Annotated in this window: 16 protein-coding genes; 6 read left to right on the top strand and 10 right to left on the bottom strand. The window is 39.0% G+C overall.

Translation table 11 applies throughout. From position 1 onward, the window contains the following. Nucleotides 1–421 precede the first annotated feature (421 nt). Nucleotides 422–1,087, top strand: coding sequence for a hypothetical protein (locus tag AB4J89_RS15105; RefSeq protein ID WP_102949410.1), 666 nt, complete (start codon nt 422–424; stop codon nt 1,085–1,087). A 63-nt stretch (nt 1,088–1,150) separates the two neighbouring features. On the opposite strand, the gene thiL is transcribed toward AB4J89_RS15105, so the two are convergent. The 10 genes from thiL to queA all read right to left on the bottom strand — a co-directional run bounded on the left by thiL (nt 1,151) and on the right by queA (nt 10,830). Then, a complete protein-coding gene (gene thiL / locus AB4J89_RS15100) occupies nt 1,151–2,134 on the bottom strand; it encodes a thiamine-phosphate kinase (RefSeq protein WP_088493706.1) in 984 nt (327 codons plus the stop codon). A 103-nt stretch (nt 2,135–2,237) separates the two neighbouring features. Next, complete coding sequence (nusB, locus tag AB4J89_RS15095) at nt 2,238–2,651, bottom strand: transcription antitermination factor NusB (RefSeq protein ID WP_006535124.1); 414 nt, start codon at nt 2,649–2,651, stop codon at nt 2,238–2,240. Between the two features lie 28 nt (nt 2,652–2,679). Then, nucleotides 2,680–3,150: a 6,7-dimethyl-8-ribityllumazine synthase gene (gene ribE, locus AB4J89_RS15090; RefSeq protein WP_088493707.1), complete on the bottom strand. Its 471-nt coding sequence runs from the start codon at nt 3,148–3,150 to the stop codon at nt 2,680–2,682. Between the two features lie 212 nt (nt 3,151–3,362). Beyond that, nucleotides 3,363–4,514 carry a bifunctional diaminohydroxyphosphoribosylaminopyrimidine deaminase/5-amino-6-(5-phosphoribosylamino)uracil reductase RibD gene (gene ribD, locus AB4J89_RS15085; protein ID WP_368469782.1) on the bottom strand — a complete coding sequence of 384 codons (1,152 nt, stop codon included), beginning with the start codon at nt 4,512–4,514 and terminating at the stop codon, nt 3,363–3,365. A 70-nt stretch (nt 4,515–4,584) separates the two neighbouring features. Beyond that, a complete protein-coding gene (gene nrdR / locus AB4J89_RS15080; RefSeq protein ID WP_006535128.1) occupies nt 4,585–5,034 on the bottom strand; it encodes a transcriptional regulator NrdR in 450 nt (149 codons plus the stop codon). A gap of 116 nt (nt 5,035–5,150) precedes the next feature. Next, nucleotides 5,151–6,119 (bottom strand): protein translocase subunit SecF, encoded by a 969-nt coding sequence (gene secF / locus AB4J89_RS15075; RefSeq protein ID WP_088493709.1) that lies wholly within the window; start codon nt 6,117–6,119, stop codon nt 5,151–5,153. A gap of 10 nt (nt 6,120–6,129) precedes the next feature. After that, nucleotides 6,130–7,977 carry a protein translocase subunit SecD gene (gene secD, locus AB4J89_RS15070; RefSeq protein WP_088493710.1) on the bottom strand — a complete coding sequence of 616 codons (1,848 nt, stop codon included), beginning with the start codon at nt 7,975–7,977 and terminating at the stop codon, nt 6,130–6,132. A gap of 32 nt (nt 7,978–8,009) precedes the next feature. Then, nucleotides 8,010–8,345 carry a preprotein translocase subunit YajC gene (yajC, locus tag AB4J89_RS15065; protein WP_006535133.1) on the bottom strand — a complete coding sequence of 112 codons (336 nt, stop codon included), beginning with the start codon at nt 8,343–8,345 and terminating at the stop codon, nt 8,010–8,012. 85 nt (nt 8,346–8,430) lie between these two features. After that, complete coding sequence (tgt, locus tag AB4J89_RS15060; RefSeq protein ID WP_036911729.1) at nt 8,431–9,573, bottom strand: tRNA guanosine(34) transglycosylase Tgt; 1,143 nt, start codon at nt 9,571–9,573, stop codon at nt 8,431–8,433. A 183-nt stretch (nt 9,574–9,756) separates the two neighbouring features. After that, nucleotides 9,757–10,830 carry a tRNA preQ1(34) S-adenosylmethionine ribosyltransferase-isomerase QueA gene (gene queA, locus AB4J89_RS15055; RefSeq protein WP_194951852.1) on the bottom strand — a complete coding sequence of 358 codons (1,074 nt, stop codon included), beginning with the start codon at nt 10,828–10,830 and terminating at the stop codon, nt 9,757–9,759. Between the two features lie 107 nt (nt 10,831–10,937). Between queA and AB4J89_RS15050 the strand changes: the two genes are divergently transcribed. The 5 genes from AB4J89_RS15050 to AB4J89_RS15030 all read left to right on the top strand — a co-directional run bounded on the left by AB4J89_RS15050 (nt 10,938) and on the right by AB4J89_RS15030 (nt 18,269). After that, nucleotides 10,938–11,525, top strand: a complete 588-nt coding sequence (locus AB4J89_RS15050; protein WP_088495960.1) for an ACP phosphodiesterase — start codon at nt 10,938–10,940, stop codon at nt 11,523–11,525. Nucleotides 11,526–12,195: 670 nt separating this feature from the next. Further along, entirely contained in the window at nt 12,196–12,798 is a 603-nt protein-coding gene (locus AB4J89_RS15045) for a peroxiredoxin C (protein ID WP_072069413.1), read from the top strand. A 297-nt stretch (nt 12,799–13,095) separates the two neighbouring features. Next, a complete protein-coding gene (ggt, locus tag AB4J89_RS15040) occupies nt 13,096–14,856 on the top strand; it encodes a gamma-glutamyltransferase (RefSeq protein ID WP_088493712.1) in 1,761 nt (586 codons plus the stop codon). A gap of 628 nt (nt 14,857–15,484) precedes the next feature. Continuing rightward, complete coding sequence (locus tag AB4J89_RS15035; RefSeq protein WP_006535141.1) at nt 15,485–16,114, top strand: ferredoxin-like protein; 630 nt, start codon at nt 15,485–15,487, stop codon at nt 16,112–16,114. 52 nt (nt 16,115–16,166) lie between these two features. Next, nucleotides 16,167–18,269, top strand: a complete 2,103-nt coding sequence (locus AB4J89_RS15030) for an aldehyde ferredoxin oxidoreductase (RefSeq protein WP_088493713.1) — start codon at nt 16,167–16,169, stop codon at nt 18,267–18,269. Nucleotides 18,270–18,285: the final 16 nt, after the last annotated feature.

Genomic DNA, 18,285 nt, shown 5'->3' with positions numbered 1-18,285 from the left:
TAAGTATTTAAGTATTTAAGTATTTAAGTATTTAAGTATTTAAGTATTTAAGTATTTAAGTATTTAAGTATTTAAGTATTTAAGTATTTAAGTATTTAAGTATTTAAGTATAAAATATATTTTCACTTTTATTCCTTATCAATATAGAATCATTAAATTCTTTTTAAATTGAATCATACCATTACAAGTAATGACTACAATTATTTCTCAAAATTTAACATTTGTGGCAGCAGATAGGCTATGGACTGATTGCGATGATAATCCTGCTCCTGCACCTTTTAAGAAATTTTATGTTCTTGATGATAGTATCATATTCTATTCTGGTTATATAAATGCAATATTAGCTATATTGGCATTTTATATTTGAGATAAAATAGGAGTAGATGAAGAATATGCCACACTAATAGGTATTCTTTCAAATATGGATGACGATGTTTGTGAATTTATTGAAGTAGATAGAAAAAATGGTGAAGTTGTTTATTTTCAAGGTGCGACTACAACGAAAAACTATAATTATATCTTTTATGGTGCTGGATCTGGTTCTGAATATGCAATTGAGTGCTATATAAATAATATTCAAATAATTACTATAAATGGCCAACATTATGATTTCATCAAATACGATGATCACTTTATTAAAATAAGTATGAATTCAGCCTCTATAAAAGATCGCTGTTCTGGTGGAGGTTTTGATTATATTAAGTGGCTAGAAAAAGATCTTATTGTTGATAAACTAAATTGGTTGGATTCAGAAAAAATAGAGCAATATAATAAAAAAATTCTCCATCTCATTAAAGAAAACTGTGGTAATAAAGAAGAACTAAGTGAATTAATATTGATGATGGATAATGAACGGGAAAGAGATAAAGAGGAGCTAGAACGAGAAATCAAATCGGTTGACACCTCATTTATCCATGAGCATAATTTGACCAATATTCCGCAAACAAAAGGAGGCTCTCGTATGAATAATTCAGTTAAACCCCAAACGAGAGTTGCAGTGAAAACGTCAGGCGCAAACAAAGGTGTTGTACTAGATATAGTATCCATAAAAGAACGTATTGCTAAACGTAAAGCTGAAAGAACCTAATGTAATTACCTCTTCAAAATATTCTTAAAGGCGCTAATAAAGCGCCTTTAAATTAAAGTGAAGTTACTCGTTAGACTCACTAAAATGATCAAACCCCTTGAGATTAGGGTAAACATCTTTGCCATCACGTAAATAACGAATGCCTTCAGCAATTGGCATAATTTGCCCTATACAATGAAAATCTGCCCCAGTATGCGCTAATGCAATCTCTAAAGCACCACGATTGATTTCAGGTACCGTAAAGCATAACTCATAATCTTCACCACCACTTAATGCCCAAATCTCTGCTTGTTCTTCGCTCACTTCCGCTTTCATCGCTGGCGAGTATGGTAACGCATCTAAATTTAAGCGAGCACCACAACCACTGGCTGTGAGAATATGGTTCAAGTCTGAAATAAGTCCATCAGAAATATCAATCGCAGATGTCGCTAAATGGCGTAATGCTTGACCTTGTAGTAAACGAGGCTGCGGGCGCAAATGCCGTGCGACAAAATAATCACTATGTTCTTTTTCTGTCGGCTGTAATCTATTTTGTAATACAGCAAGCCCTGCTGCGCTATCGCCTAAGAAACCCGTAACATAGATCCAATCACCAATTTTAGCACCAGAACGAAGTAATGCAGTTCCTTGTGGAACAAGCCCCTGTATTGTGATTGTTAAACTTAAAGGGCCACGAGTAGTATCACCACCAATTAACTGGATTGCATAATAATCAGCTAACGCAAAGAAAGAACGGCTAAATGCCTCAAGCCATTCACTGTTTGTATCCGGTAGCGTTAAAGCTAATGAAGCCCAAGAAGGATCTGCGCCAACGGCAGCTAAGTCACTAATATTAACAGCAAGTGCTTTATAAGCTAAATCTTCAGGTGAGATAGAAGGAAGGAAGTGAATACCACTCACTAAAGTATCAGTACTAATAGCGACTTGTTGCTTTTCAGGTACCGTCAATATTGCGCAGTCATCCCCAATTCCTGTACTCACATCTTTTCGTTTTACAGGCTGTGAAGTGAAATATTGCTTAATAAGGGAAAATTCACCACAAGGCATTATCTATTTCCTATTGAGCTATGCATACTAGACTAGCTTTATTAAACAAAAGGCCGGAAATACCGGCCTTGAATTATTTACCATAGAGGAAACGTGAAAAACGTTATTTTTTACGTACAGTTGGTGCAGCTTTATCAAGCACGCCATTAACAAATTTATGGCTATCGTCAGCACCAAATACCTTAGCCAGTTCAATCGCTTCGTTAATCGCAACTTTGTAAGGAACATCTTCACGGAAGCTAAGTTCAAACATTGCTAAACGTAAAATTGCTTTTTCAACTTGACCTAATTCTTCAAGTTGGCGGGATAAATAAGGTTCCATTGCCTTATCTAAACGTGTTGCATTAATGGCAACACCCACTAAAAGCTCACGAAAATAAGCAATATCTACACCTTGGGTATCCTGCTCGGATAAAAACTCCAATTCCACATCCGCGATGTCATTTCCGGATAATTGCCATGAGTAGATAGCTTGAACAGCACACTCACGAGCACGACGACGAGCAGCAGGTTTCACAAAATTCCCCTTAAGTTAAAACAGATGATTAGCCTTTTATGGCTTTAAGTACATTGATCATTTCAAGTGCTGTCATTGCCGCTTCAGCACCTTTGTTGCCCGCTTTAGTTCCAGCGCGTTCAATAGCCTGTTCAATGTTTTCAGTTGTTAATACACCAAAAGTCACAGGGATCTCGCTTTGCATTGCAACTTGAGATAGGCCAGAACTACATTCGCCAGCAACGTATTCAAAATGTGCGGTTCCACCACGGATAACAGTACCTAATGCGATAACTGCATCGTATTTGTCGCTTTCTGCTAATGCTTTAACAGTTAATGGCAACTCATAAGCGCCTGGAACCCAAACAACAGTAATATTTTCAGAGGAAACTTGTCCAATGCGTTCTAATGCATCAACCGCACCATCTAATAGGTTGTCGTTGATGAAGTTATTAAAACGGGCAATTGCAATTGCTACGCGTGCATTTGGCGCCGCGACAACACCTTTGATTACGTTCATAGGTTACCTTTTTCTCCTATCCGCGGGGCGCGGATTTTATCATATTCTTTCCTTTACTGCGCTCTGTTTTATTATTACACAGCAAAGGAGCCAAAAACCCTTGATAAATCAAGGCATTTAGTTGGCTGATAACGATGTCGTAACGACAGGAAATAACACACACGGCGCCATTTTACTACAAATAGCGCCGTAGACACACTTATTTGCGTCTATTAATAACGAGGTTTTAAACAAACTCTGATATCAGAGCCAATTTGTTGGAGAGAATCTACTGTAAATTCAGGTGCTTCGGATAATGATGAAAGTGGAGAAAGTGCAAATAATCCTCGTGCATCATCCCCTAAAATTTTAGGCGCAATATAAACAATAAGCTCATCAACAAGCCCTGCCTCTAATAATGCACCAGCAAAATGAGCGCCACTTTCAACCCATACGGTATTGATGTTGCGTTTACCCAATTGCATCATTAATAAAACTAAATCCACACCACTGTTTTTGCCATTCGTTGGTAACAGGATTTCTGATACATTGCCTTGCCAGTTGCTTGGCTGTGATTTTGTACGCGCCAACCAGCATTCGCCTTCAATTTGAGTAATTTTATGATTTTCAATCACTCTATTTTGGCTATCAGTAATAATACGAATAGGTTGACGTAACGTTTCTTCAGGATAGATAGCTTTGATTTCATCTGAAAGCTCATCCCAACGCACATTCATTGAAGGGTTGTCAGCAAGTACAGTTGAACTTGTCGTTAAAATAGCACTCGCTTGAGCTCGGAAATTTTGTACATCTCGACGAGATGCTTTAGAAGTTATCCATTGGCTTTCTCCCGATGCTAATGCCGTTTTGCCATCTAAAGATGCACCTAATTTTAGCTGGATATAAGGGAAGCCTGTTCTCATTCGTTTAAAAAACCCAACGTTAAGTTTTTCAGCTTCTTGCATTAAAACACCGTGCGAAACATCAATTCCGGCTGATAATAATTTGTGCAAGCCACGACCTGCAACTTGAGGATTAGGATCTTGCATAGCAGCAACAACACGTTTTACACCTGCATTAATCAAGGCATCAGCGCAAGGTGGTGTTTTACCAAAGTGACTACAAGGCTCAAGTGTGACATAAGCTGTCGCCCCTTTTGCTTTATCCCCTGCCATTTTTAATGCATTGACTTCAGCATGAGGACCACCTGCGTGATGATGATAACCTTCACCGATAATCTCACCCTCTTTTACAATCACACACCCCACATTAGGATTAGGCGATGTTGTAAAACGACCTAATGCTGCAAGCTCAATGGCTCGGCGCATATAGTGTTCATCATGCAGGCTTTCATTTTCACTTGGATTGTTGTTGTTATTTGTCATAATAATTACATGTAATTTTATTATTTATCGTTATTTATCAAATCATTAATTAAATCACAGTATTAATATACTAATCCTGTAATTTTGCAATTTCTTCACCAAAATCACGAATATCTTCAAAACTACGATAGACAGAAGCAAAGCGAATATAAGCCACTTTATCGAGTTTCTTTAGTTGTTCCATAACAAAATTGCCAATTTCTTTTGAAGGTATTTCTCTTTCACCCGTCGCTCTTAGTTGTGATTTGATATGGCTTATCGCAGCTTCAACATCATCTGAACTAACTGGGCGTTTTTCTAATGCTTTAAGCATACCTCGACGAAGTTTCTCTTCATCAAAAGGCTCACGTATTTCATCACTTTTCACAACACGAGGCATCACTAACTCTGCTACTTCAAAGGTAGTAAAACGTTCATGACAAACAAGACATTGGCGACGACGGCGCACTTGTGAACCATCACCAACAAGTCTGGAATCAATTACCTTGGTATCTACGGCTCCACAAAATGGGCAATGCATAGTTATTCCTACTTTTGACAATACTCATAAACAGTGTACCTGTTCAGTGAACAAAAAACACCCTGTCAGTATACACTGGCAGGGTGTTTGCGATGTTTTATCAGAAAAACGCTCTATTATGGTAAGAGTGTTGTCTGATCGGCACCCTCTTTTTCCACTTTTTGTACAATCAAGTGTTCACGTTTCATTCCCATTTTCAGTGCTAATGCAGAAGCCACATAAATAGAAGAAATAGTACCGATTGAAACACCGATTAACATAACTAAAGAGAAGCCTTCTAGCATTGAGCCACCAAAGATATACAGCATTAATACAACCAGTAATGTTGTTGCTGATGTCATGATGGTACGGCTTAATGTCTGAGTCAGAGAAACGTTCATAATTTCATATGATGTTCCTCGACGAATTTTACGGAAGTTCTCACGAATACGGTCTGATACAACGATACTATCGTTCAGTGAGTAACCGATAACAGACATCAATGACGCCACAATGGTTAAGTCAACTTCTATGTGGAACAGTGAAAGAACACCTAGTGTTATCACAACGTCATGCGCAAGTGCAATAACCGCACCTAACGCCAAACGCCATTCAAAACGGAATCCAACATAGATAAGAATACAGATAAGTGCAGATAATAACGCCATAGCACCTGTTTGAGCCAATTCACTACCCACACTTGGCCCAACAAATTCAATACGTTTTACCACAGCATCGTTATCAACTTCAGCATTAATAACATCGATAACTTTCTTACCTAATTCTTGACCTGCCTGTCCTTCAACAGGAGGCATACGCACCATAATATCGCGGCTGCTACCAAAGTTTTGTAACAGAGGATCTTTAAAGCCCGCTGCATCTAGGCTATCACGCATTTTATCAAGGTCGGCTGGTTGACTGAGATTGATCTCAATTACTGTACCACCTGTAAAATCCAGTCCCCAGTTAAATCCTTTCACGGAAATGATAGCAATTGATGCTATCAAAAGCAGAAACGAAATACTAAAGGCGACGTTGTCCCAACGCATAAAGTCTATGACTCTACGACCATGGTTTAATTGTTCAACAGTATAATCCTGTGCCACAACGTGCTCCTTAAATAGACAGTTTCTTAACGCGTTTACCACCATACAGCAGGTTTACAATCGCACGAGTACCGACGATAGCGGTAAACATGGATGTTGCAACCCCGATTGCAGTTGTGATAGCAAAGCCTTTGATTGAGCCGGTACCGACTGCATAAAGGATCACAGCTGTAATTAATGTGGTTAAGTTCGCATCAATAATACTGGAGAAGGCACCTTTATAACCTTCATGGATTGCTTGCTGTACTGATCGACCATTACGTAACTCTTCTTTGATACGTTCGTTTATCAGTACGTTGGCATCGACGGCGACGGCAAGTGTTAATACGATACCCGCAATACCCGGCATGGTCAGTGTTGCGCCCGGTAATAGTGACATTACCCCAACGATTAACACTAAGTTTGCCATTAATGCAGTACTCGCAATCACACCAAATTTACGATAATAAATTATCATAAAGGCAACTGACGCAATCAGACCCCATAAACACGCTTCTAAACCTTGGGTAATATTTTGCAGACCCAAAGTTGGACCAATCGTTCTTTCTTCAACGATTTGAATAGGTGCAATCAACGCACCAGCACGTAATAACAGAGATAATTGACGTGCTTCATTCGCATTTGAAATACCCGTAATACGGAAGCTATTTCCTAAACGACTCTGAATATTCGCAACGTTGATAACTTCTTCACTTTTAACCAATACAGCTCGGTCATTCTCATCGCGTTTACCGCTGTCTTTATACTCTACGAACAGTGTTGCCATCGGTTTACCGACGTTGTCTTTCGTAAAGTTAGACATGATAGAACCACCCGCGCTATCAAGTGAAATATTCACTTGAGGTTGACCATATTCATCAGCCTGAGAGGTTGAGTCAGTAATGTGGTCACCCGTTAAAATAACGCGTTTATAAAGAATAGTTGGTCTACCTTCACGGGTATATTTCACTTCTGAGTCGCCCGGAATACGACCTGTTTCTAAAGCAGAAGGATCAACGGTAGTGTTGACTAAACGGAATTCTAATGTTGCTGTCGCACCTAAGATTTCTTTAGCGCGAGCGGTATCTTGGATACCCGGTAATTCAACAACAATTCGGTCAGCGCCTTGACGTTGAACTAATGGCTCTGCAACACCTAACTGGTTAACACGATTACGTAAGATAGTGATGTTTTGCTGTACAGCATAAGTACGTGCATCACGTAAACGTTCGTCAGTAAAAATAGCTCTTAATGAGTTATTTGCGCCATCTCTAAAAATGAGATCTTGATTACGACGAGTTAGGTAATCTGAAGCTTTAGAGCGATCATCCGAATTACGGAAACGGATTTCAACACCATAGTTATCCGTTTTACGGATAGAGGAATACGGAATGCCTTCGTCACGTAATAATGTACGTAGACTTTCAACATTTTGTTCCTGAAGTTTACCTAACGCAGTTTCCATATCAACTTCCATCAGGAAGTGAACACCACCACGTAAGTCTAACCCCAGTTTCATCGGCTCACCGCCAATGGCTTCTAACCATTTTGGTGTTGCCGGTGCAAGGTTAAGTGCAACAACGAACTGGTCGCCTAATGCAGGCAACAACACTTCACGGGCACGTAACTGAATGTCAGGATTACCGAAACGAGCCAAAATCGCACCATTTTCAAGTGCAATAGATTTCGCTTCAATTTTTTCTTTATCTAATAAAGATCGAACTTGATCCAGTGTTTGCTCATTGGCGGCGGTTCCCCGCGCGCCAGTGATTTGAACAGCCGGATCCTCACCATATAGGTTAGGAAGTGCGTAAAGCAGACCGATGAGGATAGCGGCTATCAACATCAGGTACTTCCACAAAGGATAACGGTTTAGCACGGCAGTTCCCTTTTCCCTTTGGGGAAATGTTATTAAATAGCTTTCATTGTGCCTTTAGGTAATACAGCGGCAACAAAGTCACGTTTGATAGTTACTTCAGTTGTTTCATTCAGAGCAACAACGATATAGCCGTTATCTGAAACCTTAACAACACGACCAATTAAACCACCAGTCGTTAAAACTTCATCACCTTTACCGATAGAATCCATCAGTTTACGATGTTCTTTAGTACGTTTTTGCTGTGGACGTAGGATCATGAAATAGAAAATCAGAATAAAGATCACTAACATCGGTAAAATAGACATAAAGCTAGCTTCAGGTGCTGCTTGTCCAGCAGAAGCTACAGCATCAGAAATGAAAAAACTCATTCACTTTTCCTCATTGTTGTCGATATCGACGATATTCAAGTTATAAGCCCAATATCATACACAGAATTGGGCTTTCTCGTATACATTATTCACACTTAGTCGCACTGCCATTTAGCGGTGGGACGGGTTTTCCGATACGTTCGTAGAATTCGTGTACAAACTCTTCAAAACGTGAGTCTTCAATAGACTGACGAATTTCAGCCATCAAACGTTGATAATAACGTAAGTTGTGAATAGTGTTCAGCCTTGCACCTAAAATTTCGTTACAACGATCAAGATGATGTAAATAAGCACGGCTATAATTTTTACAGGTATAGCAGTCACAATGTTCATCAAGTGTTGATGTATCAGAGCGATGTTTCGCATTACGAATTTTAATGACACCATCGGTTACAAACAGATGGCCATTTCGTGCATTTCGTGTTGGCATGACACAGTCAAACATATCAATACCACGACGAACACCTTCAACTAAATCTTCTGGTTTACCAACACCCATTAAATAACGCGGTTTATTCGCAGGAATTTGAGGGCAGACATGCTCTAAAATACGGTGCATATCTTCTTTAGGCTCACCGACCGCAAGGCCGCCGACAGCGTAACCGTCAAAACCAATTTCGACTAGCCCTTTTACAGAGATATCACGTAAATCTTCGTAAACACCGCCTTGAATAATACCGAATAATGAATTTTTGTTATTGAGTTCATCAAAGCGCGCACGACTACGTTTAGCCCAACGTAATGACATCTCCATTGAGTTTTTTGCATAATCCCAATCTGAAGGATATGGCGTACACTCATCAAAAATCATCACAATGTCAGAACCCAAATCGTATTGGATTTCCATTGATTTTTCTGGGCTTAAGAAAATCTTTTCGCCATTAATAGGATTACGGAAGTGAACACCCTCTTCTTTAATTTTACGCATTGCGCCTAAACTAAAGACTTGGAAACCACCTGAATCCGTTAAAATAGGACCTTGCCATTGCATAAAATCATGTAAATCGCCATGCAATTTCATGATTTCTTGACCAGGGCGTAACCATAAATGGAAAGTGTTACCTAAAAGAATTTGTGCACCTGTAGCTTTTACTTCTTCAGGTGTCATTCCTTTTACTGTGCCGTAAGTACCCACAGGCATAAATGCAGGTGTTTCAACAACACCACGTTCAAAAATAAGGCGACCGCGACGAGCATTACCGTCGGTTTTGTCTAATTCGTATTTCACTTATCCTCCAAGCATCAGAAAAACAGTCCAATGCGCAATAAAAAACAGCACATTCTAATCATTTGTTAGACGGCTGTATATGTTACTTCAACAAAAACTCGTGCTTAGTCAAAGGGATTAAGCAATAAAATTGAAATAACAATTCATAAAACGAAGAAAAACGTTAAAAAGAATAATAAATCTTTATTCTTGTCCTACTTTTTCATTGATAGCTAAAGGATTACGAGTAATAAACATCGCATCACCATAACTGAAAAAACGATACTCTTGCTCAACAGCTTCTTTATATGCATTCATGGTATTTTTATACCCTGCAAAAGCAGAAACCAGCATGATTAAAGTTGATTCAGGCAAATGGAAATTCGTAATCAATGCATCAATAATTTGATATTGATAACCCGGATAAATAAAAATTTGGGTATCATCGAAGAAAGGCGCGATTAACGCATCCTTTGTTGCTTTCGCAGCACTTTCTAAAGAACGAACAGAGGTTGTACCCACTGCAATTACTCGATTACCACGCGCTTTACACGCTAATACAGCATCAACCACCTCTTGTGGTACTTCTGCGTATTCAGAATGCATTGTGTGTTCTTCGATGTTATCAACACGCACTGGTTGGAAAGTACCAGCACCAACATGCAGTGTAACAAATGCCATCTCCACACCTTTTTCTTTTAAGGCTTGAAGTAATGGTTCATCAAAATGTAATCCCGCAGTAGGTGCGGCGACAGCACCTGGACGCTCATTATAGACCGTTTGATAAAGTTCTTTATCAGACTCTTCATCTGGGCGATCAATATAAGGAGGTAAAGGCATATGCCCAATGCTATTTAAGATGGTGAGAACATCTCTTTCATCATCAAAGCGAATTTCAAAAAGTGTATCATGACGCGCAACCATAGTTGCTTGTACACTTTCATCTTCCCCTAGCACAAGTGCAGCGCCTTCTTTTGGTGATTTAGAGGCTCTAACATGGGCAAGAACACGATGTTCATCAAGCATACGCTCAACTAACACTTCGATTTTACCGCCTGACGCTTTACGGCCATAAATACGCGCAGGGATCACGCGAGTATTATTAAAAACCAGTAGATCACCGGCATTTATTTTATCTAACACATCGGTAAAAATACCGTGTGATAAAGCACCTGTCTCACCTTCTAAAGAGAGTAAACGACAACCACTGCGTTGAGGTTGAGGATAGTGAGCAATCAAGGCTTCTGGCAATTCAAATGTAAAGTCTGATACACGCATAATTAAACGACTACTTTCATAAAAAACAGGCGGACTAGTCTAGTGCTGCCAGCTTATCAGTGCAACAAAGAAGCCCTTTTTTATTCAAAAAGCGCTATGATGATGAGATGAATTATCTTGCTCACTTACATCTGGCCTTTAGGGCAAAAAGCTCTCTATTAGGCAATATGATGGCAGATTACGTCAAAGGCGCACCTAGCTCTGATTACAGCCAAGCTGTTATTGAGGGCATTCGTATGCATAGACGTATTGATGTACTCACTGATACACACCCATTAGTTAAACAAGCTCGCCTTTTATTTCCTGATGAATATCGCCGAGTTTCACCGATTACCTTAGATGTTTTTTGGGATCACTTTCTTTCTTTAAACTGGTCAAAGTTTGAACCCGATATACCGTTGACTGAATTTGTCACCAAGACTCGAAATATTATTGAACCAGATTTATGGCAAACGCCTGAAAAATTTCAAGAGCTTAATGAGTATTTATGGTCACAATCTTGGCTAATTCGCTATGCTGACAAAGCATATATTGCTCAAACATTGAAAGGAATGGCGAGAAGAAGGCCACGATTAAGCGCACTTGCAGGCTCTTATATCGTACTCGAAACACATTACGATGAATTAAGTGAGATTTTTTGGCAGTTTTATCCACAATTGCTAGAAAGAGCACAGCATCACCAACTTGATGACTGATACATTTAATTGCCATTTTGAATTTCATCTTTTTGTCATATTGTCGAATTATATTTGATATATCAAAGAGATGCTGAGTCAATTTATCATATTATTCGTAACGATTTGTTAACAAGCATAGTATTCATTTCCAAAGTTGATTAGAATGAATCGTTATACAAAGAGTCATAAATAATCCTACTTTATTGTATTAAGCTGATAGCTATAATCTATCAAATAGATTGTTCTGTTTGACTTTATCAATAGCGATTGATTATTTATGCTGTATGCATCATTTAAAAACAGGGTATACACCCTGAATTTGCTCTAAATAGTTTGAGATGTAGCTAGGTGACTAGTGCGAATAAACGCAGTCAACAACGCTACAACTTGAAATATGACGAGTATAAACAGGGTATACGCTCTGAATTTGCTCTAAATAGTTTGAGATGTAGCTAGGCGACTAGTGCGAATGAACGCAGTCAACAACGCTACAACTTGAAATATGACGAGTATAAACAGGGTATACGCTCTGAATTTACTCTAAATAGTTCGAGGTGTAGCTAGGCGACAAGCGAATGAGTCGCTAGGAGCATACAAAAGTATGTGACTAGTGCGAATGAACGCAGTCAACAACGCTACAACTTGAAATATGACGAGTATAAACTCTTTCAATTTACAGGAGTACATTATGGTTCTGGTTACTCGCAAAGCCCCTGATTTCACAGCTGCTGCCGTTTTAGGTAATGGTGAGATTGTTAATGATTTCAACCTGCATTCATTTATCAAAGGCAAACCTGCCGTTATTTTCTTCTGGCCAATGGATTTCACTTTCGTTTGCCCTTCAGAGTTGATTGCATTCGATCACCGTTTTGAAGAATTCAAAAAACGTGGTGTTGAAATCATCGGCGTTTCTATGGACTCAGAATTCGTTCATAACGCATGGCGTAAAACTCCAATTGATGATGGCGGTATTGGTGAAGTTAAATACCCAATGGTTGCTGATATCAAACACGACATTATCAAAGCTTACGGCATCGAACATCCAGAAGCAGGCGTTGCGCTGCGTGGTTCATTCCTGATTGACAAAGAAGGCGTTGTTCGTCACCAAGTCGTTAACGATCTGCCTTTAGGTCGTAATATCGACGAAATGATCCGTATGGTTGATGCACTGCAATTCCACGAAGAGCACGGCGAAGTTTGTCCTGCACAGTGGGAAAAAGGTCAAGAAGGTATGGGCGCATCTCCAGACGGCGTTGCTAAATACCTGAAAGCAAACTCTGGCAAACTGTAATAGTTCAGTAAGCTAACGCATTTTTAAAAGCCTGTGAAAACAGGCTTTTTTTATTTATTCCACACTTATCTTTTCATTTTTTATCAACTCTATTTATTACTGTTATTAGTTATACATAAGCTTATTGTTTATCTGCTTAAAGATAATTTTGTGATCATCACATCAAAAAAAATTCTCATCACCAATAACCTCTCTCTATACTTATTGTTACGCAATTGTTAATTCATATTAATAACAGCGTAAAATTCTATATTTGTATCTATTCAAAATAACTCCCTGTTATTAATGGAGATAATAATGATTACGATAAAAAAAACTCACCTGCTATTACTCACTACCCTTTTCTCACATTCACTTTATGCAGCCTATGAACCCGCTGTTGAAGCACAACACGGTATGGTTGTCTCCTCTCAACACCTCGCATCTCAAGTCGGGAATGACATTTTACAAAAAGGGGGTAACGCGATTGATGCTGCCGTTGCCGTCGGTTATGCACAAGCTGTCGTAAATGCTTGCTGTGGTAATATTGGTGGCGGTGGTTTTATGACCATACACCTTGCTGATGGCACAAATACTTTTATCAATTTTAGGGAAACTGCTCCCTCTTCTGCTTCTAAGAATATGTATTTAGATAAAGATGGAAATTTGATTAAAGATGCCAGCCTATATGGTTATCTTGCTTCAGGAGTACCCGGCACAGTAAAAGGATTGAATTCAGCATTAGAGAAATACGGTACGCTTTCACGCCAAGATGTCATGGCGCCTGCAATTAAGCTTGCAAGAGAGGGATATATTTTAACCCGCGCTGATACTGATGTGTTAGAAACGACAACAGAGCGTTTTAAACAAGATCCTGAGTCTGCAAAAATTTTCTTAAAACCAGATGGAACACCATGGCAACCCGGTGATCGCCTAATTCAGACTGATTTAGCTAATACATTGGAACTCATCGCAAGCCAAGGTTCTGATGCATTTTACCAAGGAGAGATCCCTAAAAAAGTTGAAGAAGCTTCGAAACAACATAATGGCCTGTTAACTCAAGAAGATTTTGCTAATTTTACTATTACAGAAACCAAACCTATCACCTGTACTTACCGAGGCTATGAGTTTATTTCTGCACCACCTCCAAGTTCAGGTGGAGTCACTATCTGCCAAACGCTAAATATTTTGGAAGGTTACGATCTTAAATCGATGGGCTTTAATTCAGCTGAATATGTTCATATTTTAACAGAAGCTATGCGTCATGCTTATATGGACAGAAATACGTTTCTTGGTGATCCCCAATTTATTAAAAACCCTACGGAAAAGTTATTAAATAAAGCTTATGCCACAGAAATACGCCAACAAATCAAACCAAATGAAGCCACGCCATCAGAAAATGTACAACCCGGTATCGCTCCTCATGAAAGCCCTGAAACAACGCACTACTCAGTTATAGATAAAAATGGTAACGCTGTTTCAACCACTTATACTATAAATGGTCGTTTCGGTGCCGTAGTCATCGCACCGGGAACTGGATTTTTCCTCAACAACGAGATGGATGATTTTACAACCAAAGTCGGCGAAAAAAACCTATATGGTTTAGTGCAAGGTGAGCGTAATAGTATTGCACCATTAAAACGCCCATTATCATCAATGAGCCCAACGATTGTGACTAAGGAAGGTAAACCTTTCCTTATTTTAGGATCACCGGGAGGTTCTCGCATTATCTCAATTACCTTACAAACAGCACTGAATATCATTGAATTTGGTATGCCACCGCAAGAAGCAGTTAATAGCCCCCGTATTCACCATCAATGGTTGCCGGATGAGGTTTATTATGAGCAACGAGGATTATCAAAAGACACTTTAGAAAAACTCTCTGCCATGGGATATAAAATGGTAGAACAGACTCCATGGGGAGCGGCTGAACTTATTATGGTCGGACTCTCAGGAGAAGAAGGTGTGATCCCAGCATCATCAGGTAATGATTCCGCTGTTTCTGGTGCAGTCCGTGAAGGTTATCTTTATGGATCAAATGATGTTCGTCGTCCAGCAGGTAAAGCCGTAGGTTACTAGCAATAAAGGCATCAAATAAAACAAACAAACAAACAAACAAACAAAAGAAACCTTCTCTCTATTAGATAAGGTTTCTTTTTTTATAAAAATGATCTAGTCATGGTTTTACAATTTATTCATATTTAATTCTATTAATAATAATCAATATCTATTTTTGATTAGATAGATATTTAATATTGAATATCAAATTATTATTAAAACAATAATATTAGATAGAATATAAGAGCAAATCACCTTTAATTTAACTTCAATAACAGAATATATATGAATGGTATTTATTCTCTTTCTTAATTACAGATAAAAACAATAATCATTTAATTAAACTAAATTAATAGCACTGATTATTTTTATTTCTATGATAATTGTCACAGTATAAATTTTTTAATACCCACACTATCAAAGAGGATAATAAAAATATGCAAAAAGTGGAGATAACACATTGTAAATACAAATATTTAACATTTCATTACAGTGTATTTTTATCATAAAAATAGTTGAATCTTATAATATATCTTCTAACGATACCGTTATTATATTTTTTATATAACGGTAAAGCAAGCGGATAAATAAAGAATTTATCGTCACAACTTATTTCTTATATAAATTAGTTAAGCGGAGATAAATATTAATGTCTGATACACATCATCGTCCAATATTAGATATTGGGCTATCAAGACTAGAGTTTCTGCGAATATCCGGTAAAGGTCTTGCAGGGATCACAATAGCGCCCGCATTGCTTTCTCTTTTAGGTTGTAAGCAAGAAGAAATAGATAGCGGAATAATTCAATTAACCACAACACCTAAAGGTGTTTTAGTCACAAATAGAGCGCGTTGCACAGGATGCCACCGCTGCGAAACAGCATGTACAACATGGAATGATGGAAGCGTAGGTTCCTTCTTCTCACGCACCAAAATCCATCGTCATTTTTATTTTGGTGATAAAGGCATTGGCTCCGGTGGTGGACTTTATGGCGATTTAAACTTTACAACAGATACATGCCGCCAATGTAAAGATCCTGAATGTATGAAGGTCTGCCCGGTAAAAGCTATCCGTTATCAAGAAGAGTTTGGCTGTATTGTCGTTGATACACGTCGTTGTATTGGTTGTGCCGCCTGTACAACAGCTTGTCCGTGGATGATGGCAACTGTCAATCCACAAACTAAAAAATCCGGCAAATGTAATTTATGTGGTGAGTGTGCATCAGCGTGCCCAACAGGTGCTCTGCAAATCATTGAATGGAAAGAAATTACTGTTTAATAAATCCAGACAATCACATCACTGAACCACATTTAGATTAGGAAGCAATATTATGACTAACGGCTGGACTGGAAATATTCTAAGAATCAACTTAACTACCGGTGCCATCACTCGTGAAAGCTCAAGCAAATATAAATTTTTGATTGGTGGTATGGGCTTTGGCTACAAAATTATGTACGAAGAGGTTGCTCCCGGCGTTAAACCTTTTGATGAAGAAAACAAAGTTGTCTTCGCTGTAGGACCTTTAACTGGATCGGGCGCACCTTGTAGCTCTCGCGTCAATATCACCTCTCTTTCCACCTTTACTCGTGGCAATCTTGTCGTTGATGCTCATATGGGTGGATTTTTTGCAGCATGGATGAAGTTTGCAGGCTATGACTCTCTGATTATTGAAGGTAAATCAGATAAGCCTGTTTGGATCCATATTGATGATGACCAAGTTTCTATTGAAGATGCCTCCTTCTTATGGGGGAAAGGTGTTCGTCAGACCACAGAAGAGTTATGTGCTCAAACAAGTCCTGAAGCTTGTGTTGCTACTATTGGTCCTGCTGGTGAAAACCTCGTACCTTTATCTGGCATTATTAATAGCCGTAACCACAGTGGTGGCGCTGGTGTTGGTGCAGTTTTAGGTTCTAAAAAATTAAAAGCCATTGTTGTCGAAGGTAGCCGTGGGGTTAACGTTGCTGACCGAAAAGCGTTAAAAGAACTTAACGACTATATGATGACACAACTGATTGGCTCTAATAACAACCACGTTGTACCAAGTACACCACAATCATGGGCAGAATATTCACACCCAGGCTCTCGTTGGACTGCACGTAAAGGTCTGTATTGGGGAGCGGCTGAAGGTGGCCCAATTGAAACAGGTGAAATCCCTCCAGGTGATATCAATACTGTTGGTTTCAGAACAATGAAATCAACCTTTGACTTAGGTCCAGAAGCAGAAGAATACACCGTGAAAATGGGTGGTTGTCACTCTTGCCCTATCCGTTGTATGGCTCAACTCAATGTTCCACAAGCAAAAAAATTTGGTGTGCCACAAACAGGTGGTAACACTTGTGTCGCTAACTTCGTTCACACAACCATTTTCCCTAATGGCCCTAAGGATGTTGAGAAAAAAGGGGATGGTAACGTTGTTGGTAACTTAGTGGGTCTGAATATTTTTGATGATATGGGACTTTGGTGTAACTACGGTCAGCTTCATCGCGACTTCACGTATTGTTATACCCACGGTGTCTTTAAACGTGTATTACCAGAAGCCGAATACAATGAAATCCCATGGGATAAACTGGAAGAAGGTAACCCTGAATTTATCAAAGAGTTCTACTATCGTTTAGCGCATCGCAAAGGTGAATTTAGCCATCTTGCTGATGGCTCTTACCTAATTGCACAACGCTGGAATTTAGGTGAAGAGTATTGGGCTGATAAGAAAAATAAACTCTGGTCACCAATGGGCTTCCCAATTCACCACGCAAATGAAGCATCGGCTCAAGTGGGTTCTATCGTTAACTGTATGTTTAACCGCGATGCAATGACACATACACATATCAACTATATCGGTAGTGGTTTACCTCTAAAACTACAAAAAGAGATTGCAGGTGAGCTATTTGGCTCTGGTGATGCTTTTGATGAAACCAAAAACTATACACCAATCAATAAAGCCAAAATTGCTTATACCAAGTGGACAATTTTACGTAGTTGCTTACACGATGCGGTCACCTTATGTAACTGGGTATGGCCAATGACGGTTTCTCCTCATAAGAGCCGTAATTATCGTGGTGACTTAGAAATGGAAGCCAAATTCTTTACCGCTATCACAGGTGAACCAACCACTTCTAAAGATCTGGATTTAGCCTCAGAGCGTATCTTCACTTTACACCGCGCTTATACCGTTAAATTAATGAACACCATGGATATGCGTAATGAGCATGACCAAATCTGTTCATGGGTATTCGATAAAGATCCTGATATTCCAGTCTTTACTGAAGGCACAGACAAAATGGACAGAGTCGATATGCAGCTTTCTCTTACCATGTTCTATGAAGAAATGGGCTGGGATGCACAGTTAGGTTGCCCAACAAAAGAAACTTTAGTTCGCCTTGGATTACAAGATGTTGCAGACGATTTAGCATCTCGTGGTTTATTACCAAGTTAATAGGTAAAAGAAGGAG

The organism is Proteus sp. STS61-E, assembly GCF_040932335.1.
Lineage (GTDB): Bacteria > Pseudomonadota > Gammaproteobacteria > Enterobacterales > Enterobacteriaceae > Proteus > Proteus mirabilis_B.
The sequence above is the reverse complement of the archived record's forward strand: the minus strand, read 5'-3'. Positions and strand labels throughout refer to the sequence as shown.